Source organism: Haemophilus influenzae (genome assembly GCF_019703545.1).
GTDB lineage: Bacteria > Pseudomonadota > Gammaproteobacteria > Enterobacterales > Pasteurellaceae > Haemophilus > Haemophilus influenzae_E.
This window is the reverse complement of record NZ_AP018771.1, coordinates 1,300,165-1,323,009: the sequence shown is the minus strand read 5'-3', so window position 1 is coordinate 1,323,009 and position 22,845 is coordinate 1,300,165. Positions and strand designations below refer to the sequence as shown.

30 protein-coding genes, 1 tRNA gene and 1 other RNA gene are annotated in these 22,845 nt (G+C 39.4%); 8 read left to right on the top strand and 24 right to left on the bottom strand.

Annotated features, from left to right (window positions below; translation table 11 throughout):
• Positions 1 to 28: 28 nt before the first annotated feature.
• From infB to K6J66_RS06545, 4 genes are all read right to left on the bottom strand, one after another.
• Positions 29 to 2,548: a translation initiation factor IF-2 gene (gene infB, locus K6J66_RS06560; protein WP_038439744.1), complete on the bottom strand. Its 2,520-nt coding sequence runs from the start codon at positions 2,546 to 2,548 to the stop codon at positions 29 to 31.
• Between the two features lie 11 nt (positions 2,549 to 2,559).
• Positions 2,560 to 4,047 carry a transcription termination factor NusA gene (gene nusA / locus K6J66_RS06555; protein ID WP_005652909.1) on the bottom strand — a complete coding sequence of 496 codons (1,488 nt, stop codon included), beginning with the start codon at positions 4,045 to 4,047 and terminating at the stop codon, positions 2,560 to 2,562.
• Positions 4,048 to 4,063: 16 nt separating this feature from the next.
• Complete coding sequence (gene rimP / locus K6J66_RS06550; RefSeq protein WP_005650281.1) at positions 4,064 to 4,519, bottom strand: ribosome maturation factor RimP; 456 nt, start codon at positions 4,517 to 4,519, stop codon at positions 4,064 to 4,066.
• A gap of 221 nt (positions 4,520 to 4,740) precedes the next feature.
• A tRNA-Met gene (locus K6J66_RS06545) sits at positions 4,741 to 4,817 on the bottom strand.
• 429 nt (positions 4,818 to 5,246) lie between these two features.
• On the opposite strand from K6J66_RS06545, the gene ssrA reads away from it, so the two are divergent.
• Positions 5,247 to 5,612: a transfer-messenger RNA gene (gene ssrA / locus K6J66_RS06540) on the top strand.
• Positions 5,613 to 5,805: 193 nt separating this feature from the next.
• The gene (locus K6J66_RS06535) at positions 5,806 to 7,098 is read left to right on the top strand and encodes an integrase arm-type DNA-binding domain-containing protein (protein WP_110442672.1); all 1,293 of its coding nucleotides are present in this window, start codon (positions 5,806 to 5,808) and stop codon (positions 7,096 to 7,098) included.
• On the opposite strand, the gene K6J66_RS06530 is transcribed toward K6J66_RS06535, so the two are convergent.
• From K6J66_RS06530 to K6J66_RS06480, 11 genes are all read right to left on the bottom strand, one after another.
• Positions 7,079 to 7,210: a helix-turn-helix domain-containing protein gene (locus tag K6J66_RS06530; RefSeq protein WP_238144217.1), complete on the bottom strand. Its 132-nt coding sequence runs from the start codon at positions 7,208 to 7,210 to the stop codon at positions 7,079 to 7,081. The genes K6J66_RS06535 and K6J66_RS06530 overlap by 20 nt on opposite strands.
• A gap of 35 nt (positions 7,211 to 7,245) precedes the next feature.
• Positions 7,246 to 7,614 carry a hypothetical protein gene (locus K6J66_RS06525; RefSeq protein ID WP_105898779.1) on the bottom strand — a complete coding sequence of 123 codons (369 nt, stop codon included), beginning with the start codon at positions 7,612 to 7,614 and terminating at the stop codon, positions 7,246 to 7,248.
• A gap of 28 nt (positions 7,615 to 7,642) precedes the next feature.
• On the bottom strand, positions 7,643 to 9,820 hold the full coding sequence (locus K6J66_RS06520) for a replication endonuclease (protein WP_110442671.1): 2,178 nt from the start codon (positions 9,818 to 9,820) through the stop codon (positions 7,643 to 7,645).
• Positions 9,821 to 9,829: 9 nt separating this feature from the next.
• A complete protein-coding gene (locus K6J66_RS06515) occupies positions 9,830 to 10,138 on the bottom strand; it encodes a hypothetical protein (protein ID WP_085012571.1) in 309 nt (102 codons plus the stop codon).
• A 125-nt stretch (positions 10,139 to 10,263) separates the two neighbouring features.
• Entirely contained in the window at positions 10,264 to 10,506 is a 243-nt protein-coding gene (locus K6J66_RS06510; protein ID WP_110442670.1) for a hypothetical protein, read from the bottom strand.
• 3 nt (positions 10,507 to 10,509) lie between these two features.
• A complete protein-coding gene (locus tag K6J66_RS06505; RefSeq protein WP_105888843.1) occupies positions 10,510 to 10,890 on the bottom strand; it encodes a hypothetical protein in 381 nt (126 codons plus the stop codon).
• Between the two features lie 17 nt (positions 10,891 to 10,907).
• Positions 10,908 to 11,171: a hypothetical protein gene (locus K6J66_RS06500; RefSeq protein ID WP_110442669.1), complete on the bottom strand. Its 264-nt coding sequence runs from the start codon at positions 11,169 to 11,171 to the stop codon at positions 10,908 to 10,910.
• A 90-nt stretch (positions 11,172 to 11,261) separates the two neighbouring features.
• Positions 11,262 to 11,504: a hypothetical protein gene (locus K6J66_RS06495; protein WP_005655063.1), complete on the bottom strand. Its 243-nt coding sequence runs from the start codon at positions 11,502 to 11,504 to the stop codon at positions 11,262 to 11,264.
• A 62-nt stretch (positions 11,505 to 11,566) separates the two neighbouring features.
• On the bottom strand, positions 11,567 to 11,908 hold the full coding sequence (locus K6J66_RS06490; protein WP_080359067.1) for a hypothetical protein: 342 nt from the start codon (positions 11,906 to 11,908) through the stop codon (positions 11,567 to 11,569).
• A 213-nt stretch (positions 11,909 to 12,121) separates the two neighbouring features.
• Positions 12,122 to 12,277: a hypothetical protein gene (locus K6J66_RS06485; RefSeq protein ID WP_005633752.1), complete on the bottom strand. Its 156-nt coding sequence runs from the start codon at positions 12,275 to 12,277 to the stop codon at positions 12,122 to 12,124.
• Positions 12,278 to 12,319: 42 nt separating this feature from the next.
• Positions 12,320 to 12,517, bottom strand: a complete 198-nt coding sequence (locus tag K6J66_RS06480) for a hypothetical protein (protein WP_105888846.1) — start codon at positions 12,515 to 12,517, stop codon at positions 12,320 to 12,322.
• An 11-nt stretch (positions 12,518 to 12,528) separates the two neighbouring features.
• On the opposite strand from K6J66_RS06480, the gene K6J66_RS06475 reads away from it, so the two are divergent.
• The 3 genes from K6J66_RS06475 to K6J66_RS06465 all read left to right on the top strand — a co-directional run bounded on the left by K6J66_RS06475 (position 12,529) and on the right by K6J66_RS06465 (position 15,720).
• Positions 12,529 to 12,951, top strand: coding sequence for a hypothetical protein (locus tag K6J66_RS06475; protein ID WP_105888847.1), 423 nt, complete (start codon positions 12,529 to 12,531; stop codon positions 12,949 to 12,951).
• 112 nt (positions 12,952 to 13,063) lie between these two features.
• Positions 13,064 to 13,726 (top strand): helix-turn-helix domain-containing protein, encoded by a 663-nt coding sequence (locus K6J66_RS06470; protein WP_158522949.1) that lies wholly within the window; start codon positions 13,064 to 13,066, stop codon positions 13,724 to 13,726.
• Between the two features lie 35 nt (positions 13,727 to 13,761).
• Complete coding sequence (locus K6J66_RS06465; RefSeq protein WP_105898772.1) at positions 13,762 to 15,720, top strand: BbrUII/HgiDII family restriction enzyme; 1,959 nt, start codon at positions 13,762 to 13,764, stop codon at positions 15,718 to 15,720.
• On the opposite strand, the gene K6J66_RS06460 is transcribed toward K6J66_RS06465, so the two are convergent.
• The 3 genes from K6J66_RS06460 to K6J66_RS06450 form a co-directional block, all read right to left on the bottom strand.
• Entirely contained in the window at positions 15,717 to 16,760 is a 1,044-nt protein-coding gene (locus K6J66_RS06460) for a DNA cytosine methyltransferase (RefSeq protein ID WP_202863398.1), read from the bottom strand. The two genes, K6J66_RS06465 and K6J66_RS06460, sit on opposite strands and share 4 nt — an antisense overlap.
• Positions 16,761 to 16,863: 103 nt before the next feature.
• Complete coding sequence (locus K6J66_RS06455; RefSeq protein ID WP_110442667.1) at positions 16,864 to 18,057, bottom strand: phage late control D family protein; 1,194 nt, start codon at positions 18,055 to 18,057, stop codon at positions 16,864 to 16,866.
• Entirely contained in the window at positions 18,057 to 18,494 is a 438-nt protein-coding gene (locus K6J66_RS06450) for a phage tail protein (protein WP_110442666.1), read from the bottom strand. The genes K6J66_RS06455 and K6J66_RS06450 overlap by 1 nt, the downstream gene beginning before the upstream one ends.
• A 45-nt stretch (positions 18,495 to 18,539) precedes the next feature.
• On the opposite strand from K6J66_RS06450, the gene K6J66_RS06445 reads away from it, so the two are divergent.
• Complete coding sequence (locus K6J66_RS06445) at positions 18,540 to 18,782, top strand: hypothetical protein (protein ID WP_246587781.1); 243 nt, start codon at positions 18,540 to 18,542, stop codon at positions 18,780 to 18,782.
• A gap of 128 nt (positions 18,783 to 18,910) precedes the next feature.
• On the opposite strand, the gene K6J66_RS06440 is transcribed toward K6J66_RS06445, so the two are convergent.
• The 6 genes from K6J66_RS06440 to K6J66_RS06415 form a co-directional block, all read right to left on the bottom strand.
• Positions 18,911 to 19,057, bottom strand: a complete 147-nt coding sequence (locus tag K6J66_RS06440) for a GpE family phage tail protein (RefSeq protein WP_105898768.1) — start codon at positions 19,055 to 19,057, stop codon at positions 18,911 to 18,913.
• A complete protein-coding gene (locus K6J66_RS06435) occupies positions 19,057 to 19,356 on the bottom strand; it encodes a phage tail assembly protein (RefSeq protein WP_005672596.1) in 300 nt (99 codons plus the stop codon). Before K6J66_RS06435 ends, K6J66_RS06440 begins: the two co-directional genes overlap by 1 nt.
• A 65-nt stretch (positions 19,357 to 19,421) precedes the next feature.
• Complete coding sequence (locus tag K6J66_RS06430) at positions 19,422 to 19,928, bottom strand: phage major tail tube protein (protein ID WP_110442665.1); 507 nt, start codon at positions 19,926 to 19,928, stop codon at positions 19,422 to 19,424.
• Between the two features lie 3 nt (positions 19,929 to 19,931).
• A complete protein-coding gene (locus K6J66_RS06425; protein ID WP_105891789.1) occupies positions 19,932 to 21,116 on the bottom strand; it encodes a phage tail sheath subtilisin-like domain-containing protein in 1,185 nt (394 codons plus the stop codon).
• A 157-nt stretch (positions 21,117 to 21,273) separates the two neighbouring features.
• Positions 21,274 to 21,555 (bottom strand): DNA helicase UvrD, encoded by a 282-nt coding sequence (locus K6J66_RS06420; RefSeq protein ID WP_110442664.1) that lies wholly within the window; start codon positions 21,553 to 21,555, stop codon positions 21,274 to 21,276.
• Positions 21,534 to 22,148, bottom strand: a complete 615-nt coding sequence (locus K6J66_RS06415) for a hypothetical protein (protein WP_110442663.1) — start codon at positions 22,146 to 22,148, stop codon at positions 21,534 to 21,536. Before K6J66_RS06415 ends, K6J66_RS06420 begins: the two co-directional genes overlap by 22 nt.
• A 76-nt stretch (positions 22,149 to 22,224) precedes the next feature.
• Between K6J66_RS06415 and K6J66_RS06410 the strand changes: the two genes are divergently transcribed.
• Both K6J66_RS06410 and K6J66_RS06405 read left to right on the top strand, forming a co-directional pair.
• The gene (locus K6J66_RS06410) at positions 22,225 to 22,512 is read left to right on the top strand and encodes a BrnT family toxin (protein WP_110442662.1); all 288 of its coding nucleotides are present in this window, start codon (positions 22,225 to 22,227) and stop codon (positions 22,510 to 22,512) included.
• Entirely contained in the window at positions 22,484 to 22,783 is a 300-nt protein-coding gene (locus tag K6J66_RS06405; protein ID WP_110442661.1) for a BrnA antitoxin family protein, read from the top strand. Before K6J66_RS06410 ends, K6J66_RS06405 begins: the two co-directional genes overlap by 29 nt.
• Positions 22,784 to 22,845 lie beyond the last annotated feature (62 nt).

The window sequence follows — 22,845 nt, the reverse complement described above, 5'->3', positions numbered from 1 at the left end:
TTTTAACCGCCCTTTATTTTGTTAAAAGTTAGATTGAACGTTTAACTTCAACCACTTCAAATACCTCAATTTGGTCGCCGACTTTTACATCATTGTAGTTTTTCACGCCGATACCACATTCCATACCGTTACGAACTTCAGATACATCGTCTTTGAAACGGCGAAGAGATTCTAATTCCCCTTCAAAGATAACGACGTTGTCACGTAATACACGGATTGGGTTGTTACGTTTCACTACACCCTCGGTTACCATACAACCTGCGATTGCACCAAATTTCGGATGACGGAATACATCACGAACTTCAGCTAAGCCAATAATTTCTTGTTTAAATTCAGGCTCTAACATACCGCTCATTGCTGCTTTAATTTCATTCAATAATTCATAAATGATTGAGTAGTAACGTAAATCAATGTTTTCAGCTTCAATGACACGACGAGCTGTTGCATCCGCTCGAACATTAAAGCCAACAATGATGGCATTAGATGCGGTAGCTAAAGTTGCATCAGTTTCAGTAATACCACCTACACCTGAACCAACAACTTTAACTTTTACTTCATTAGTAGAAAGTTCATTTAACGCTTGAACAATCGCTTCTACAGAGCCTTGTACATCCGCTTTCACAATAACGTTCAATTCAGCCACATCGCCTTCAGACATATTGCTAAACATATTTTCAAGTTTCGCTTTTTGCTGACGAGCTAATTTCACTTCACGGAATTTACCTTGACGATATAACGCCACTTCACGTGCTTTTTTCTCATCACGTACAACGGTTGCTTCATCACCTGCTGCAGGCACACCTGAAAGACCTAATAATTCAACTGGAATTGAAGGCCCTGCTTCATCCACTTCTTTCCCGTTTTCATCACGCATTGCGCGCACACGGCCATATTCAAAACCACAAAGTACGATGTCGCCTTTACGTAGTGTACCTGATTGAACCAAGATAGTTGCCACAGGGCCACGACCTTTATCCAAGTAAGATTCAATGACTACACCACTTGCCATGCCGTCTTTTACAGCGGTCAATTCAAGCACTTCAGATTGAAGTAAGATTGCATCTAATAAATCATCAACCCCTGTACCTTTCTTCGCCGATACAGGAACGAATTGCACATCACCACCGAATTTCTCAGAAATGACATCATGTTGTAATAATTCTTGCTCAACACGATCTAGATTTGCTTCTGGTTTATCGATTTTATTTACTGCAACCACTAAAGGTGCACCCGCTGCTTTTGCGTGTTGAATCGCTTCGATAGTTTGAGGCATCACACCATCATCGGCCGCAACAACAAGAACAACGATATCTGTTGCTTTTGCACCACGTGCACGCATAGAAGTAAACGCTGCGTGTCCTGGCGTATCCAAGAAGGTGATCATTTTGCCATCATCCATTTCTACGTGATACGCACCGATATGTTGAGTAATACCACCCGCTTCGCCTGCAGCAACTTTCGCTTTACGAATATAGTCAAGTAAAGAGGTTTTACCATGATCAACGTGACCCATGATGGTTACAACTGGCGCACGGGTTACTTTTTCTGCGTTTACATCACGATCGCCTAATACCGCTTCTTCAAGCTCATTTTCATTACGAAGAATCACTTTATGACCAAGTTCTTCTGCTACTAATTGAGCGGTTTCTTGGTCGATAACTTGGTTGATAGTAACCATTTCGCCCATCTTCATCATCATTTTGATGATCTCTGTAGCTTTTACCGCCATCTTATTCGCAAGTTCTGCAACCGTAATGGTTTCTCCAATGACTACATCCGATTTAACTACTTGAGCAGGTTTAGTAAAGGCTTGTTGAAGTGCGGCACCTTTTTTGCCATTTTTACCTTTACCAAACTTAGCGTCTTTTTGATTTTTACGATTAGATTCGCGCTCGTTTTTCGAGTTTTTGCTATTTTCATCGTCGCGACCGCCTTTTTTCGCTTTCGCTACTTTATTTTTGCCACGGCCACGATTTTCATTACGACGATCTTCTTCATCTTCTGCTTCAAGTGCATATCTTGAACTTAGATTGTAATCAGAATAGTCTTCTGAAGAAGATTCATTGTCTGAATCATCTGCTTCAGCATAACGTTTCGCTTCTTCTGCTGCACGACGAGCTTGTTCTTCTGCTTTTTGACGAGCTAATTCTTCAGCTTTACGACGAAGTTCTGCTTCTTCTGCTTTACGTTTCTCTTTTTCAGGATCAACAGATTTCACTTTAGAATCTACCGCACTTTTTGCTGGCTTAGCAGTTTCAGCTTTTGCTTTTTCATCAGCTTCTTTCTTAGCTGCCACTTTTTCAGCTTCTAAACGAGCTTTTTCTTCTACTGCTTTTTGTTCAGCAATTTTTTTCGCTTCCGCTTCTTGCTGTGCTTTTAATTTTGCTTCTTCTTGTTGAGCAATATCAGTTTTTACTGTGCGTTTTTTACGTACTTCTACTTGTACTTCTTTGCTTTTACCGCCAGTTGTGGTGCTGCTCACTGTTGTTTTTGTTCTGCGTTGAATGCTTAATTTTTTTGGCGCATCAGCCTTAACATCTTCAGTCATTACTACTCTCCTTATTCTTCGCCAAACCAACAGATATTACGTGCAGCCATAATTAAATCTGCTGCCTGTTCTGCTGTTAATTCTTCAATATCTGCTAAATCATCTACACCCTGTTCGGCGAGTTCTTCGAGAGTAGTAATTTGTTTTTCAGCTAATCTGAATGCCACATGGCGATTCATACCATCTAAATTCAATAAGCGATCTTCAATATTTGCTTTTTTCAATGCCTCTTCTTCAGCTACTGCTGCGGCTGTAATCGCATTTTTAGCACGAGTTTGAAGTTCTTCAACAAGATCTTCATCTTCCAAACCATCAATTGCTGTCAATTCATTCATTGGCACATAAGCAATTTCTTCTAAACTTGTGAAGCCTTCTTCTACAAGGATTTGAGCAAATTCTTCATCAAGTTCTAATGCGTTAATAAATAAATTTAACACTTTGTTATCTTCTGCTTGATGCTTAGCATTTAACTCATCAGTCGTCATTACGTTTAGTGTCCAACCTGTTAATTGTGTTGCTAAACGCACGTTTTGACCATTACGACCAATGGCTTGAGCAAGATTATCAGCTTCAACAGCAATATCCATAGAATGATTATCTTCATCAACGATAATAGAAGAAACATCCGCAGGCGCCATCGCATTAATCACAAATTGTGCTGGATTATCATCCCAAAGCACGATATCTACACGCTCACCACCAAGTTCATTGGTAATGGCTTGAACACGCGCACCACGCATTCCTACACAAGCACCAACTGGATCAATTCGCTTATCATTTGATTTCACTGCAATTTTAGCGCGAGAGCCAGCATCACGAGCTGCACCACGAATTTCAATCATTTCTTCGCCAATTTCAGGCACTTCAATACGGAATAATTCGATCAACATTTCTGGTTTAGAACGTGTCACAAATAATTGTGCAGTTTTGCCTTCAGGATTTACTTTATAAAGCACCCCACGAACACGATCTCCCGGACGGAAGTTTTCACGTGGTAACATATCTTCACGTGCAATCATCGCTTCCGCTTTATTGCCAAGATCTAAAATAATACTGTCTCGACTTACTTTTTTTACAGTGCCTGTTACAATTTTTCCTTCTTCTTCACGAAATTGTTCAACCACTTTTGCACGTTCGGCTTCACGAATTTTAGTGCTAATAACTTGACGTGCTGTTTGCATTGCAATACGGTCAAATGCAATAGATTCAATTTGATCTTCTACATACTCTCCAAGTTGCAAATTTGGATCATCAAATTGCGCCGCTTCCAAAGTAATTTCCTTCGTTGGTACTTTTACTTCATCTACGACTAACCAACGGCGAAAAGTATCAAATTCTCCTGTTTTGGGATTAATTGAAACGCGAATATCCGTTTCATATTCAAACTTCTTCTTAGTAGAAATCGCAATCGCACTCTCTAATGCTTCAAAAATTTTCTCACGTGGTAATAATTTTTCATTGGATACAGCTTCCGCCGCCAGTAAAATTTCTTTACTCATTTCTCTTTTTCTCCTTTTAAAATTTTGCAACAACATTCGCTTTTTGAATGTTTCCGAAGACTAAAATTTGTTCTTGATCATCAACGATTAAAGTAATCATATCCTTTTCAATACGCTCTAACTTACCTTGCCATTTACGGCGTTCCATCACTGGAATTCGCAAATGCACAGCGATATCTTGCCCAATATAGCGTTCAAATTGCGGCAAGGTAAATAGCGGACGATCTAGACCGGGTGACGACACTTCTAGATTATATTTATCCGCAATTGGATCTTCCACGTCTAAAATTGCACTCACTTGACGACTTACATCAGCACAATCATCAACTGTCACACCACCTTCTTTATCTATAAATAAACGAACTGTCATAAAACGACCCACGCGCTGACACTCAATTCCCCACAATTCACAGCCTAAATCCTTTACCGCATCTTGTAGCATTTCTTGTAAATTTTGTTCTAATGTAGCCAATTTCTACTCCTATATAGGGTGTAATTCACCGCACTATATCATAACCTTATGAAACCTTATCCTAAACAATACTTATCCCTCTATTTTAGTAATAGTAAGAAGATAGTTTATTAAATCTCAGGCATAAAAAAAGGGTTAGGTTCATAAGAACCTAAGCCCAGTTACTAAATTTCTTATAGAAAAAAACCCCAAAACTGGGGTTCTTTTACTGAACTTATTATTGGTTGCGGGGGCTGGATTTGAACCAACGACCTTCGGGTTATGAGCCCGACGAGCTACCAAGCTGCTCCACCCCGCGTCCGAAATATGCACCACATTATAGTGATAAAAATTTAATATGCAAGAAATTTTATAAAATCATTGATGATAAATACTAGAATAAGATAACATTTTCCAAAAAGTTTAGGAGCTAATTATAGCATATATGCTGTGTTATATTTTTAGGAATTCGTAAATATCTTTAATTTTGCCATAATTTACAAATCTATAGCTCCTATCATCAAAAATAAAGCGTGAAATAATGCCAATTAATTAATGCCATTATCAAGCCTCCCTTCCATAAAAAAATCAATGATCGTCTCCAATCAATTTAGAGATGAATTGTTAATAAGGTAATAAGCCAATAATAAATAGACAATATTTAAGGTTATTCTAGCTTTCATACAAAAATTCAATCAATCTCGACTTTCCCTACCTTTCTTTTTTTGTTAGACTAACACGCAATTTTGGGGCTGATTCTGGATTCGACGGGATTAGCGAAGCCCAAGGTGCACGTCGAGGTGCGGTAGGCCTCGTAAATAAACCGCAAAAAAATAGTCGCAAACGACGAACAATACGCTTTAGCAGCTTAATAACCTGCATTTAGCCTTCGCGCCCCAGCTTCCGCTCGTAAGACGGGGATAACGCGGAGTCAAACCAAAACGAGATCGTGTGGAAGCCACCGTTTGAGGATCGAAGCACTAAATTGAATCAAACTAGCTTAAGTTTAGCGTGTCTGTCCGCATGCTTAAGTGAAATTAAAGACGAGACTAAACGTGTAGTACTGAAGGTAGAGTAATTTCGGACGGGGGTTCAACTCCCCCCAGCTCCACCACTAAACAAGATCATAAAAGTTCACAAACGGTCGAATTTATTGAAAAATCAATGGTTTGACCGTTTTTATTTAGTGTCTTATAGGTATATAAAAGATCAGTGGATTTCACAAAATATCACAATTTTTTGTAGTAAAAATAGTAGTAAGAACTTACAATGCAAAAATCTTACTACCATTTTATGAAATTCCTATCATGGCAAAAATCATCAAGCAACTAACCATTGCGCAGGTAAACAACGCCAAAGCGGCGGAAAAGATCTATTATTTATTTGACGGTGACGGTTTAAAACTCGTCGTCAAGCCAAACGGCGTGAAAACGTGGGTGTTTAATTACAAACGACCCTACACATTAAAACGTACTGAAAAAACTATCGGCACATATCCAGCGGTATCGCTTAAAGATGCACGTCAAAAAGCACTTGAATTTCGCCAACTTTTAGCCAATAAAATTGACCCGCACGAATTTGAGCGAAAACAAGTCATAGACGCACTAAAAGAACAACAGAGCACATTTTCCTATGTTGCAAATGAATGGTTACTCTATCGTGCGAAAATTGGTAAAGAACAAGGCAATTACACAGAAAAGACAAGAATTGATACAGAAAGACGCACGAACGCCGCTATTGACTTAATTGGTGGCGTGCCATTCAAAGAATTGACTCTAAAACACGGTTTATCCGTGCTTGAACCTTATCGCCAATCTGGAGCAACAGCTGAATTGAAAAAGCGTTATTTGGTTTTAAAGTCAATCGCTGAGTATGCTGAACGTTTTGAATATTGGGAAATCAACAAATGGAAATATCTTGGCGATGATTTGCCTGCAGTGAACAAAAACAAACATCATCCTTCAATTCATTACAAAACCTTACCAGAATTTATGATCAGCCTTGCTCGAGCCAACATATCACAAACTGTTCGCCTTGCGATTTTGTGGGGTTTGCTCAACGCTACAAGAGCGAGCGAAACCGTCAGTGCAAAATATTCTGACATCATTGAACACGAACATTTGCCCAATGGTAAAGTGTGGCAAGTGGAAGTTTCAAAAGGCGGGAAAGGGGATCGATTGCACCTTGTGCCGTTAAGTAAACAGGCAGAAACCTTGCTTTCATACATCAAACAACACGCAAGTAAAGAATATTTATTCCCGTCTACCTTATCAAAAGCGAGAAATAAAAAGCATATCAACAGCCAAACACCGAATGAAGTGATAAAAACAATGGACGGCGGCAAATACAAAGGCACCATGACAAATCACGGCATACGGTCGCTATTCAGTAGTTATTGCAATGATAATCGCCTAGAACTTGGCTTGGATAAGGAAATCATCGAAATTTGCCTAAGCCATTTGAATTCCGATGAAATACGAAACGCCTATAATCGGGCTGAATATTTGCCTTACCGATTAAAGACGTTTCAAGAATGGGCAACCTATGTTGAAAAATGTGCAAATGGTCTATTTAAAGAAATTATCGCCGACAAGTCTTAATGAATTCGTTCAAGTCGCTTTCCGCAATTTTACGGGAGCGACCGAATTTATAAGACTTTAACTTTCCACTAGCAATCCAACGTTTCACTGTTGCTTCCGAACAAATCCCCATTTGCACGATCTCTTTGATTGAAAAGTATCGTTCCATTAAAAATCCCCCTCTTTCACAAATACTCCATTCAACTGTGCCAAAATATCTTCTTTTGAATTTGTAACCCATAATCTGTTACTTCCTATGCATAATGCACTAAGGTCGGCTGGACAGGCGGCAAATTTATCTGGCACTAAGTCCCAAGTTCTCTCACAAACATAATCTATAAAATCAATTGCATCCTGTTTTATTATTAATGATGCAGCTGATATATCCCATTTCTCACGCTCAACAAAGTCTGATAATTCTTCATCTTCATTGATATTTACTTCTTTTTCCACTGCAATAACATAATCGGAATTTAAAATAATCTCCTCTGTAAACAAATCAGCTCCAATTGCATTTAATTTCAAAAACTTACTCATTTTTAACCTCACTTTTAATTAATTAACCCTAAAATCCCCCCAAGCTCTCGCCCCAACCAAAGGCTTGAGCCAACGGAATTTTTTCTTCTTTAATGAAAACTTCATCGTTTTCACAACAAATCCACCGATAGTCATTAAGCCGTAACCGTCCATGGCGTATTAAAAGGTCAATTTGTGACGGTTTTAATGGCGAACCGATAGGCAACATCAATAAATTAACTTGCTGTTCAATTTTTGAGCGGTTACAGTTATTGACACAAGTCCAAGCGGCGCGATGCGCCTTGTTTGTTTCGGTGGACTCCGAATTAAGTGCGGTTGAACCCAACGCACTTTTCGCTGATTTAATCACCCAGTTTTTTAATTTGGTGATGATTTTCTTTTCTGTGAATCTGTTTTTTACCCCCACAATTTTCTTACGAATCTCACCGTATTTATTCGGTTCGCATTCCTCATACTCGATACAAATTGGTTGGTCGCAACGTTTTGTCATTGCGCCACCTTGCACCTTGATATAACTTGCAAAGCAACCCACATCAGCCACCGTGCGACCAATATCCAATTCTTCATCGTCCGCAGTTGCTGCCATGGCATCATCAATTTTGCGAAGTTCACGCCATGTCGAAATTGACGGTGTACCGTAAAACTGGAATTGACGAATGCCCCAAAGATTTGCCCACGCACTGACACGTTGTACGTTTTCAAGTAATGTCAGATTTTCTACTTCATCGGACATTTCTTTGCCTTGCTTACCTGCATAGATATTCTTGGCGATGTATTTCGCCACATAGCCAATGGCAGAACCTTTTGTCGGGTCAATTTCTTCTACTTTGAAACGGTATTTTTTCGCCCCAAATTCATCGCCATCTAATTCCAACGCTTTCTTGCGAAATAATTGAATAACCTCATCTTTACGTTCAGGTTTTACATACATCAGCAAGTGCCAATGCGGTGTGCCGTCGTGATGCGGTTCAACGCCACGAAAGCCAAAAAAACCGATCCTACGTTTGGCAAACTGTGCACGTAACTGTGCCCACACTTTATTTAAGTAACGTTGCGTATCACGAGGGCTTGCGCCTTGCCATTTTTTATTGTTTTTGCCTGTTTCATGCGTTGCGTGAAAAGAGGATGGGGCAGTCAGCGTAAGAAAGAGTGACACAAATGAATTTTCTATCGCCCATTCATCAATACCACGCAAGCGGTTCATGGTTTCCTGAAAACGGATAGCAGGATTTGCCACCGATTTTTTCCACATTTCAATCAACGGCATTTGTTCGGTGCTATCGTCTAGATTTTCCAACACCATTTGTTGCAGATATTCGAGGTTATCTGCACGTTGCACACGGTAGTCATTAAATGCAGTTTGCGACACATAAGGGCTCACTTTTGCCGATACTGCACCACAGCCAATCTCCACATGTTCTTTCAATCGTTTTTGTGCCGTAGTAAGTTGGCGTTTCCAATGTATTGGGCAAACTGATTTATTCAGATCAACCTCAATGTCATTTACATCTAAGAAACGGTTATCTTGATAAGCGAACCAGTGTTTTAACGGAAAACCAATATCCGCACACACTTCGCCCACTAAGCGATAAAGGTCACGAGAAAGTGCGGCGAAATCATCAAGAGATATTTCCCCACGTTCTTTCCGCTCCGCTTGTTCAGTGACAAAATCAGACTGTAATTTCGTAAACAACAGGGCTAATTTGTCTGCCATTTCTTTTAGCTGATGTTCACTTAACAAATAAAACGGAAAGTTAGCCGCCTTTTTGCCTTTAGAAAGTGCGACCACTTGTGAATGCGTATCACGGTCAATCAACCAATCAAGGCTAATCTGATAATGTTGAAAAACGGCTTTCAAGCGATTAGTGAGGATTTCACGCAAATAGGTATTGGCATACGCTGCCTGTTTATTACCAAATTTAAACCCGATAGAACCATCATCTTTCACACCGTTGAACGCACGCAACCAAACATGGCGAAAATGCTCACGTTGGCGTTTGCGAGGGAGCGCAGAAAGCAGTTTTTCAACATAATCGAACTGGTGCGGCGCAACAGAAAATAATTCCATTTGCGCCGATGTCGCTTGAGCAGTATCGAAAGTGCGGTCAAATTTCACCGCACTTTGCATCATCACTGCACGTGCATCTGCCATCGCTTGCTCACGTTTGGCAAGATTGGCATTACACTCAAGTTCCCAGTTCATCATCAAGAATCCTTACATTACCGTATGGGCTAAATATTCACTGTGATATTCAAAATATTCTTTGATTTTGTTGTTGGTCGAACTCACGGCACTGAGTAATTCTTCCAAGCTCAACATTTCATATTGGGCTAAGTCATAACGGCGTACTTCTTCAATTGCACCCCAAATTGTGTTGTGTAAATTGCCCACCGTTCTTGTTTTTTGTTTGCCATACCAACTATCTTGATCACCAATCACTTCAACCACTTGAAAGCGGGTGCCGATGGGTAAAATTTCTAGCGTTGCGCCACAATCTAGAGCGATACAAATATTGTTTTCCATTATTCTTTTTCTCCTTTACCAACGGCTATCTAGCACGTCCGTAATAAACTCAATTAATCCCATTACCGTCACAGCCACGCCAAGAACGGCAAACACCACTACGAAAAACATCGCTAAACAACTTATCATTTTCTTTTCTCTCTCCACTCCGCCCATTCGGCGTGTTTTTTCATTAATTCTCGTTTCGCTTGAATTGCAATGTCGCCCAAACGGATATATTCACTAAATGCCGTATTTGCTGATTGTTCATCGCCCTTATCTAAGTGGTAGAAATAAGCGAACAATTGTTCTTGCGCATCATCTAGCTTGTGATAAACATCTTTTGCACAAAAAGACAAAGCACCACGGCTTAAAATTATCGCTGCCATTTGTTATTCCCCCATCGTCTTATCAATTTGAGTAAATTCCCGCTCTGTTACGCCTTGTGAAAACATTCCCGAAAGTAACCGCACTTTACGTAGTGCGCGGGCTATTTTGCGTTGTCCTTGTTCTGTGTAGTGATGGAGCTTAGTGCCTGTTAAATGCCCTGCACGTAAATCTGAAAAATCTAAATCGGCTAATTCCAACAGCATTTCTCGAAAGCCTTGTTGTAAACCGTCAAACTCTCGTTCTACACGGAATTGGCTTTTGCTTAACGAGTGCAGCGCATCATCAAAACTTCGGATTTCAGGCACCTTTACTTGATTTACACGGCACCATTTTTCAGCGGCAGATTCCGTTTCATCGTCAAAGCAATAAGGCATTAAGGTCATCACTCCCCCCCATTCATTTATTTACAGAACCACCGTGCAACACGTTGGAAAATGCTTTGTTCACGTTCCCACTGTGCTTCTTCAAGTAATGCAATGCGATCGCTTAATGATTCATTCAGCAAAACTTGCTGGGCATTCACGCCTGCTTGGTGTGAAATCGCTCGTTGCAACAGTTGAATGTTGCGCGCCTGTTCTTGTACAGTTTTATTTAACAGCCACACATTCACACGGCTACGCGGCGTGTTTTTTTCTTTGCTGTACACATATTTTTTGCTTGTCATTTGCTCAAACTCCTAAATTTTGGTTGCAAAAATCCTGTCGAATGAATTTCTTCAAACGACTGTTTTAAAAATCTTGATGGAAATTAAAGATTAGATGTCGATTTCTTGCTGACGCTCATCAATCTGCTTTAACGGCTTGTTCGCACTTAATGCTTCTGGGCGATCGTAATAAATTGGTGTTCTTACTCTTGTAATTTGGCTTTGCACTTTTAATTCTGTGCCGCAGTTGTTGCAGTAAGCCAACACGTCGATTAACAACAAACCAATTTTTTCTGAAGTTCGTACACGGATGTTATTACTCCCGCAATTTGCACATTTGTGATCTACATTCACTCTTTACCTCCTAATTTGTTATACTCAATTTGATTTATTCACGATTCACAAAGGAACCGAGACTATGATTGAAGATCAGATTGATGAACTTGTTGCAGATAATGCAGAAAAGAACCTCCGCATTTATGCGCTTGAAGATTTGCTTGCTTTCTTTCGTCATCACATAACGAATGCACAGAAGCAAGAACTTCATCGCTATTACGAATACATACGTGACCAACATCTAAACAATTTTTCTCTTGATGAAGATCAAGCAGAAAAGATTGAAGCAGTATTTGACGCGCTTGAATCTTTTCTACAGAAGTAGAACCGTTATCAAATAACGTAAATGAAAGACGGTATTTGCCGTCTTTTGTTTTGCGAAGAAAGAATTTCCCGCTTGCTTGAATTGCTGTTTCACACATACACACCTTCTTTTTTGTTCTACGCTCCCCACATTCCCCAATATGGATTGCACGGTTATTAAAATTAAAAGATAATCAACACCATAAAGCACGACATCATTGAAAATAACGCCACGAGGTATGCCATGCTGACTCGATTTTTACGATTTCTCATATTTATCCTTAACTGGTCTATTGTTGCTGGAATCGTTTGGATTAATGTCATCTTACTGATTAATTAATACATTCTTCCAATTTCAAACGGATAAAATCATTTAATTCACGTTTATCCGCTTGAGCCATTTCTTGTAACTTTTCTTTAAAACTTGCCGTCACACGAAATGCGATAATTTCAGATTTTAGTTCGCGTTTTTTTTCTGTTTTCGCCATATCCTTTTCCTTGTTGTTTTTGTTTACTTTGTTATACTTTTGCTATCTAAAAAATTGGAATGCACAGAACGTTCCTATTACAGCGCAGATAAAACATAAAGCTGGTAAATGGTTATGGTGATCATGGTATTGCTGTTCCAGTTCGTCTATTCTTTGCTTGGTTTGTTTTTCCTGTTCTTTCAAGGCTTGTTCAAGTTCCAATACGCGAACCCATAATTGTTCATCCACTTTTTTAGCCATAAGGCACCCCTATGTTCGAAAAAATAAAAAAACACCTGCTTTTTATAAAAGACATCATCATTGATACCGTGGCTTATTGGGCAACATTAGGGTTAGTTTATGTTTACACTCGCTTTGCACTTGTGCCAGAAATCAACGCCGATATTCAACTTGCTATATTGCTGTTGATATCATTCGTGATTTATTGGGTATATAAAAAAACGATTCCGTACACCAAAAACTTGCACATTCAAGGACAACATTCCTATTTATGTGGCGTTTGCATTTTTGTCTTTGCACTCGGCAGTTTCAGCCAAGCGGAACTCCAACAATTTGGGTTTAATTTCAGCGAAGTTCCACAACAAGCCATTAAGCAATACGCCTCATTAAAAACCATGTTTTATGCCATCGGCATTGTGGCGTTGCCACAACTATTAAAACAAAAAACTGGCTAGAATTGCCCTTTTTGTGTTTGTTTACATTGTTTGAGATATTATAACTAAATCTTTTCTAAATCAATATGTGATTTAAAAAAGATTTAAAAAAAATCTTATGAGGAAGTCAAAAATGAAAGAATGGTACTCGGCAAAAGAGTTAGAAGGGCTAGATGGATTGCCTGCTCAAGCAACAAATATCACTCGCAAGGCAAAAAATGAAAATTGGAAAATGCGCGAAGCCAAAGGTATAAAAGGTGGTGCGTTTGAATATCATATAAGTTCATTTCCTGATGTAACGAAAAATGCATTGGGCTTTACTGACGACACGGTGCGCGTGGTTAATCTGCAGGAACCTATAGGGGAGAATACCATTCGCATTGAAATTTTGGACGTGGAAGCTAGTGCTGGCAATGGAGCTTTCTTAACTCGTAGCGAACAAGGCTTATTAGCACAAGAGTTCGATCTGGATTTCTTCCGTCGCCAATTTGGGCGCACCGATGCTAAAAATTTAAAAATTATTGCGGTAAAAGGCGACAGCATGGCGCCGACATTGGAAAGTGGCGATTTGCTTTATGTCGATGTATCAGAAAATTATTTCAGTGCCGATGGGCTTTATGTGTTCACGTTTGATGATCACACATTCATTAAACGCTTGCAAAAACGTGGTCGTGAAATGTGGGCGATTTCTGATAATAAAGAAGAGTATAAAGAGTGGGAGATAAAACAGGATGATCCTGTCTTTATTCACGGACGCGTGGTGTTTAGTTTGCCGATGAAGATGAAGAAGTGGTAGTGTAATATCTAAAATAAAAATAGTGAGAATAAGCAATGGCAAAATTTAATATTGATTTAAATGTACTTAATCATTTGGGATTGAGTTTATATACCAACACACCTGCGGTTTTAACAGAGATTGTATCCAACTCTTGGGATGCTGATGCCACTGAAGTTCATATTAATATTGATACAGAAAATGGCACTATCACGATTGCTGATAATGGACACGGAATGAATTTAGATGATGTAGAGAATAAATTCTTAAATGTGGGTTATGCTAGAAGAAAAGATAAGAGAGCAATCAGCCCAATATATAAACGTAATGTAATGGGAAGAAAAGGGATTGGCAAACTAGCAATGTTTTCACTTGCCAATGAAGTTTCTATTTTTACTAAAACAGAAGATGATGAGGTTGTTGCTCTTAAGGTTAATGTTACTCACTTGAGAGAGGCGATTGAGCAGCAACAAGAATACAACACGGAGAATATTGAAGACACATCCAGTTTTATCACAAAAAAAGGCACTACAATTGTATTATCTGACATAGATAAGCACATCAATACTACTGCAACTTATCTAAAAAAACACCTAGCAAGACGTTTTAGTATTTTAGGACAAAAATTTAATTTTAAAGTATTTATTAATCAAGAAGAGGTTACCTTAGAACATCGAGGATATACTTCAAAAATTGAGTTTTTATGGTCTTTTGGTCATTCTTCTCAGTTTCTACAAAAAAACTCAATAAAGTATAAAGAATTGGACCATCAAATAACTTATGATAATTTATCCTTTAACATCACAGGTTTTATTGCTAGCGTGAAAAAACCTTCTGAATTAAAAGATGAAGATGTATCAAATAATGCAATCACTGTTTTGGCGAATGGTCGTATTTTCCAAGAAAATATATTGGATGAATTAGATAACGCAAAAATTTTTACAAGCTATCTTGTTGGAGAAATTAATGCGGATTTCTTAGATGATTCTAATTATCAAGATATGGCAACATCTTCTCGACAAGGATTACGTCAAAATGATGAACGGTACGCAATTTTGAAAGTATTTGTGGCTAACGCATTAAAAACTGTCGATACCGATTGGGATGTTTGGCGAAAAGAAACTGGATTGAAAGAGGTAAAAGAGAAACATCCAGCTTTACAAACTTGGCTTGATGAACTTAAAGATAGTCGTGATAAAAAAGCGGCGGAAGATTTAATTAGTAAAGTCAATACGATTCGCTTTAGTGGTTCTGAAGAAGAGCAGGAGATCTCTCGTAAGGATGTGCTGAAAAGTGCGGTATTAGTATTTGAGAAGTTAAAGGTGCGTGGGAATTTAGAGCGGCTAAATGAATTATCTTCTTTTGATCCAAAAGTTTTTAAACCGATATTACAATCAATAGATGATATTGAAGAGAGTTATTTCTATGACGTAACGAAACAACGATTGGGAATTATTGATAAATTAGAATCGCTTAAAGATGAAAATGAGAAAGAAAAGGTTATCCAAGAACATCTGTATGAGCATTTATGGTTGCTTGATCCTGCTTGGGAACGAACAACTGAAACATTTATTGAACAAAAGCTAAGTAATGAACTTAAACAAGCTTGTCCTGATAATAATTCAGGAGCAAGATTAGACATTGCGTATAAAAATATAGCAGGGAAACACATCATTATTGAGATGAAAAAAGAAATGCCCAGTTACTCAATAGATATTTACGATCTTATAAAACAAGGGAATAAATATGTAGATGCAACAAAACAATGGTATTTAAATAATCAAGATTATTCTGATGTTTCGGGGATAGAGGTCTATTTTTTGGTAGGCACTAAAGTGAAAAATAAAATTTATCAGACTACAGATAAAGAAACGGTTAATGACCTTTTAAGAGCATCTAAGGCGGAGCTTTTGACCTATGATGAGTTAATTACTCGCTCTAGAAATGCTTATGCTGAATACTTACAGAAAACAAATGATATTCAAAAGATAAAAGATATCGTTGAAAAAATTTAACTGTTATATCCCATCTCTTGAAGGTGGGATATAAAACTTTTCCCAATAATTTCTCCCAAAGTCACCGGCACTGCATTGCCAATCATTTTTCCTACTGTATTTAAATTTATAGGCTGTTCTTCTGGCATAAACTGATAATTTTCAGGGAACGCCTGAAATATCGCAGCTTCTCTTAATGAAATTGCTCTATCTTGCTCAGGATGTCCGAAACGTCCATTTCCATAGCCATAACAAAGGGTTGTCATTGTTGGACTTGGTTTCTCCCAACTCATTCTTCCATAAACGGCAGAATAAGTCGCCCCACTGGCTCTTTTATGGCATTCTGTACGTAAAGATTCTGGCCAGTCCCGCCAAGTTCCCCCCTGTTTTGATGCTTGAATACGTTTTAAATTGATTTCACTCAATGCCATTGCTCGATGAAGTCGATCTGTAGGACAAGTTTCTCCAGCTTTAATAGGGGGAAGATGTTTGATTGCATCTTTAACTGTAACTTGATTTTCAAGTGAATGGGTTGGTGCAATCATATCAATCTCACCAAGTTTAGAAGCTAATAATACATGACGTTTGCGTTGTTGTGGCAATCCATAATCAACACATTTAATCGTATCTGCCCAAATAAAATATCCTTGTGATTTTAATTCATCAACAAAATCATGATAAACCTGATGCTTAACAACCTCAGGAACATTTTCCATTGTGACTAGTTCAGGTTGAACTTCTTTAATTAGTCTCGCAAATGCATAAAGCAAAGGCCATTTTTTGTCTAATCGAGTATCCTTGCCTTGATTATATTTTGAGAACGGCTGACAAGGTGCACAACCTGCCAATAGTCGGATCTTACCTTTTTTGTACCATTGAATAATTTCGTCAGCATCAACAAGAGCAACATCTTTATTTACAAAAGATGCTTGATTATTAAATTCAAAAGCAAATCGGCAATTTTCTTCAATATCGTAGCCTGCATTTACTTTTACGCCGACTTTTTGCAAACCTGCGGTAAGTCCGCCTGCTCCACAAAATAAATCAACTGCTTCAATCATTCCCATTACCCTAAAGTTTAAATATGGTTTAATATAATTTTACTTAATGTCGCTTTACATTGCAAAACAATCAATAAACGGCGTAATAAGTTGTATTTTACTTTTATTTTTTCTCTTTTTTTACTTCCACTTCATCTTCTTCCACTTTCAGTTCGCATTCAATTTGACTGGTAAAGCCAGCGTCTGAAAGATTGTGCGTTACTCTAGTGATAAGCCAGTTGGTTGCGTCAATTTCGGCTTTAAAGCCTGAAAGTTCAATGGGCGTTTCGGGGATTAAATCGGGTTCGCCAAAGGCAAGATTTAGGCTAAATGTTGCTACGCCTCGTTTGAGTTTGTCAAAGGCGGATTTGGCGACAGTGATAGCTCTCGCTTCTGAAGGATAAGTAACACGAAGGTTTTTAATTTTATCATTGTCACTTTCCACAGGGGCTTTTTGTTCAATGGTGTTATATTTTATTTTCGTTAATCGTCTGCCCTTTACTGTACCATCTGCTAGCGTTCTACCTTTCGTCATACGCTGTTTTTTCACAATCCTAGTATTTTTATCTACGATAATTTCGCCACGTTTGCCTGTGGCCGTATCATGCCAATACGCCCGCACGGCTTTATAGTTTTCACTTTCTGCTATGGAAAAATTGTAGTTGTCGCCACTTTTGCGAGTGATTTTACGCAGTGGGATCGGCTTGCCTGTGGCGGTTTTGCCTTGTCCTAGCGGCATAAATAATAGCGTGCCGTTTTTAACAGTGCACATCGCCCCGTGTTCTTCTGCTAGACGGCTTAATAGATTAATGTCGCTTTCGTTGGTTTGGTCGATGTGCGCAATAAAGGTGTTAGCCAGTTTTTTCTCGCACTGGCTTTTGAGTTGGTTCTCTTTGGCGATAGTGTCAATAATTTCGCCCAACGTTTTTTTATCAAATGAGCGCTCTTTTTGTTCGGAAAATGAGCCTTTTAAATCAGCCGCTCTTGCTCTGATAGTTAATCGGTCTGCCGACCCTGCGCCGCCTGAAAATTGCACTTCATCCACTGAATATTGCCCTTTGTCAATCAGTGGTTTGCCTTTCCAACCTAGCGCAACTTGGATTGTGGCATTGCGTGGCGGTAAGGCGAGTTTACCGTCATGGTCGGATAATTCTAGGTCGAGTGTATCCGCCTCTAAGCCTCGATTATCTGTTAAAGACAAACTAATTAAACGGTTCGATATCACTTGTGTGATGTCTTGCTGTTTTTTGTCTTTGCTAGTAATAAATACTTTAAAAGCGGGCGTGCGATGATTGTCATTAAGATTTAAATCAAACATTAAAGGCTACTCATTAAACTCTCTGCAATGGCGATTAACATGGGGTCATCGGTGCGTTTTAGGCTCATACTGAAATCAATCGCACGAGGTGCACCATCGCTAAAAAATTCTGTTCGGGTTTCTTGTACGCTTTCGATCACAAAAAAACCGATAATTTCAAAGGTTGCACCGTCAATTAGCGGAAATGCACCGCCACTGTCTGCCATTAATTCAAGGGCTTTAATAGAAAATCTGCCGCCAGTGATTTCTGGGATTAATCTGCCACTTATCGTGACGGTTTCGCTTTCTTTGCCAGTGAACTGTGATTTTGGCATTGCCCCGACAATGGCATTGGTTGGATGCCGCCAATTTGATGTGCGGTCTAAACTTTGAAAAGGCACGGTTTGCCGAGTAAAAACAAACATACCCAATGTGGCAAGTGCGAAGTTTTGGAACATTTTATTTTTTCCTTTATACTGTTTTTATATGAAGCAAAGGAGAGAATGATGCTAAATTTATTAAAACGCCCTATTGAAGTTGAAACCTTGGAGGCATGGGCTAAAATCTTGGAAGATATGGCAAAAGTTGCGATTTTGGCTGTGCCTGTGGTAGCATTTGGGCAAAATAACACTTATTTTAAAATTGCCAGTTCCGTTGCGTTATTGTTTATGGCTTATTTTGCACTGCTTGGTGGCAAATTAATTCGTAAGCATAAGCTATTTCTTTCATCATCTAAGGAGGATTAAAATGGCACTCACTATCGGACTTTGGGCTCTTGCCGCGATTATATTTGGCATCTATCTTGCGCTAAGCTATGCAGTAAGAAATGATAAACGTGCTTAATCAAATGCCCCTTTCGGGGCATTTTGCTTTTCTATTCTTCAGCCATTTCATTCCTCTCCCTCGCTTTTTCTCGCCATTGCATTAATTCGGAAAATGTCATTTGCTCAAAGGCTTGTGGTTGCCAGTGAAAGATGATGGCAATGTCTGCCATGGCATCTTCCACTGTTGCGGCAATCATTACTCGGTCGCTTCGGTTTCCACTTCCGAGTTCTTCCCTAAAAAACCGACAGCCGCCGCAGCAAGCTCGGTAAAATCCGCGACTTCCATTGTGGCAAAGTCTGCTTTGTGCAGTACTGGCGATGTCACGCGTGGTAATAACACTTGTAATGCGTCCACATCCATTTGCAACACATCAAACATTTTTAAGCCTTTTAATGCAGGCACAGTCGGTTTATTGACAGTGATTTCTGTGATTTGGTTTTCGCCACGAGTAATAGGGTTGGTTAGGCTAATGATTTTGGTGTTTTCTGTTTTCATTTTATGTTTCCTTTAAATAAAGAATGGGATTTAATAAAAGCCCCTTTCGGGGCAAGGTGTGTGAATTAAATGCCGATTGCAGAACGATGTTCAGCTAAACGATCAACGCCACCGACAATGAAAACGGAATTGATTAAGTCAATTTCCACGAGGTCTTTGCCGTTTTCGATGATTTTGTAGTAGGTTAATGGCACGGTGTAGTTTTGTTCGGTGTCATCGCCCGATTTGCTTGTGCCGTTGTCAATCTCGCTGAAACGACCACGCATAACCAGTTCGATTGAAACCACTTCTTCGGTGTCGTCTTGTTGATAGGCACCCGCAAAACGTAATGCTGTGCCGTCAATTTTTCCACCAAATTCTTTGATAAGTTCGGTCATATAACCGCCCATCTTGAATTGTGCTTCAAGAGCTTCCACTCCAAGGTTCACTTTTACTGCGCCAAACATACCGCCTGCACGGTATTCTTCCAGTTTAATGGCTAATTTAGGTTGGGTAATTTCGGTAACTTGACCACGGTAAGAATTACCGTCAGCCAAAAAATTCATTAATTTGAGTTTACGAGGTAATGCCATTTTTTACGCTCCTACTTTTGCAATGTTTGCGGCAAATTCCACAAGGTATTCATCGCTAATGTATTGGTTGAAACCAAGTTGTTCTAACGGTGGAACAGGGCAGTAATCATAAGACACAAGCAATTTTGCATCTTTCAAGGTTGCGGCAGTGTTTAAGTTGGCATTGATAAATGCTTTCCCACCGATTAAATAACCTTGCGCCACATATTCACGCCATTTTGCATTGATCGCTTCCACGATTTCTTTCACAAGATTCACGGAAATGTCTTTATCCATCGCCCAGTCAAAGGATTGTGCAATGGTGTCTTTCAACACTTGTGCCGTGCGAGTGTAGTTTTCGTAGATAAATAATTTATCTGCCGAACGAGTGCGTAATCCCCAGAACTTAAAGCCATTGTGGTTTACACAACAAGTAATGCCTTGTTCGTTGAGATAGTTCACGTCGGTTGCACTGTCGTTAATATCGAAAGAAAGCGGCTTAGTGACACCAGTCACGCCAGTTAAACCTTTGTTTGAAATGGAGGTATGCCAGCCGTATTCTTTATCTTGATATGCACGCATTGCGGCAGCACGAACAACGGCATAATCCACTTCGGTTTGTTTGGTGTTTGGGTTAAACGACAAGAAATCACCGAAAATCAGCATTAATTCACGTTGTGAGAAATTGCGACCGTATGTCACTGCCTCTTCTTTGGTTTTTGCTGTGCCACAAGAGGCATACACAAAGCCATTGAGTTTTTTCGCTACGCTTAACAATTCAGTGGTTACGTCTTGGCTATCGTATTTTGGCACACAGAAAATACGTGGTTTGACACCACAAACTGCAGCAGATACTAAGAACGCTTTTAAGCCAGTGTAATTGCCTTCGTTATCGACTGAGCCGATTACATTGGCTTTCATGGTGCTTTCATCTTCGTTTTCTTCCACACGAATGACGACAACTTTACAATTCACAATATCCGCAATGCCATCTAACGCACGAGATAGCGTGCCTTTTTTCCCTGCTTTGGCTTGCATTTCAGCGGTGATGCCAGTTAAAAGAGTGGGTTTGTTAAGCGGGAAAACCGATTCATCTGCATCTGGTGCGGTTGCCACTAAACCGATAACTGCAGTGGATGATGTAGTGAGTGTTCGCAAGGCTTCGGAAATTTCCGTCACCTTGACCCCATGGAGATATTCATCAGTCATAATTTTAGCCCTGTTGTTGAGAGATAGGGCTATTTTGTAAGGATTTAAAAGCCAGTGGTAGCGACTGGCGTTGTGGTATTTAAACTAACAAAGATCACGGTGTATTGGAGAAAATAAACAACGGCAGAATTACCCGCCATTTTGATTTTAAAAACAGTTACTGTATTTTTGATAACTTATTAAATCGTGCATCATGCTGTTTGCCTGAAACCTCACTTTCATAAGCTGTTTTGCAGTGATTGCGGTCAAAGAAAATGCCGTTGATTAAACGATATAACACTCGCCAGCGTTTTTTTGGCTTCTCGGCTAATATTGCCCCTCGGTAAGTACGGCTGGAGAGAGTTTCATCTGCTGCTCCGCCCGTTAAGGCGTTAAACAGTTGGTCTATAGCGATAATCACGTGATAGCCATAGCGTGTTAATTTGTGTTTAATTGCCATTGTTCAATCTCCTGTTCAAGTGCGGTTAATTCTTCGGGGGTTTTTAACGCCAGTAAGCGGTCTTCAAAGGCTTGTCGTTGCCCTATAATGATGCCAATCACGACGGCAAACTGAGCGGATTTTTCAATCACTTTTTCTACTAATATTTCAAACGGTACACCACGATTTTGGGCGATTTGTGTGAGCATTGGGGTTTCTGTTGAATTATCCGCCTGCCACGCTAACGCTTCTTTTTCTTGCCGGTAAAAACTTTCAATTTCCGTCTGTGGATAGCCTGCCAGTAATCCATTTTTAAGTTGGTCGGCTTTGTCCGCTAATTTATTGAGTAAGCTTTCTTTTTGTTGTGTAAAAAGTGCGGTTTGTTTTTCGGTTGAAATTTCCCATGTGAGTGTGTCAAGGTTTAACTCGTGTGCTGCGCTAGGTTGTGGGTCAATTAATATAGGATTGCCCGTTTTATCTGCGATGATTTGCTTGCCTTGGGCTTGTCCGTTAAGCAGCTCAAGGTAGGTTTCTTGGCTAATTTCCACCGCACTTTCAGGCACAAAACCGCCGTCAGTGTCATCAAAAAAACCGTTTTTGTAGTAGATTGTCATTGTTTTTCCTTTTTTTGTATTTACATTTTCTTTCTTGCTGTCTATAATGTATTTACAAAATACATCATAAATCGCAATGAAAATTGAATTTGACCCTAATAAAAACCAACGTAATATTGAAGATCGAAATTTACCCTTTGAATTAGTTGAACAAATGCGTTGGACAACGGCTGTTATTGTGCCTGATGTTCGCTTTGATTACCCTGAGCCACGTTATGTCGCAGCAGGTTATTTAGGCGATACTCAGCGTTTGTACATTGTCTGTTTTACCCCAATAAAAGACGGCATCCGTGTTATTAGTTTCCGCAAAGCGAATAAAAGAGAGGTTAAAAAATATGAAACGTCAATCCTTAACCAATGCTAACGGCGAAGTGAGAGAACTTACTACTGAAGATTTTGTGCTTGCACAGCCAGTTGCTGAAGCTCTGCCTACTGATTTGGCTCAAATGCTTTTTTCCCATCAGGAACAATTGGAAGAAAAAGGCGTGATGCAAAAACAAAACACACGAAAAATTCCTAAACAAATCGTCACTATTCGCTTGTCTGCCGATGTGGTCGAGAAATTTCGTGCCACAGGTAAGGGGTGGCAAACGCGTATCAATGAAGTTTTGCGTCAATATTCTTCTCAGTTGTAATCGTGCTTATCATACGTGGGCTTACGCCCACCCTACAATAGCTACGATGGCTTTGTAAAAAT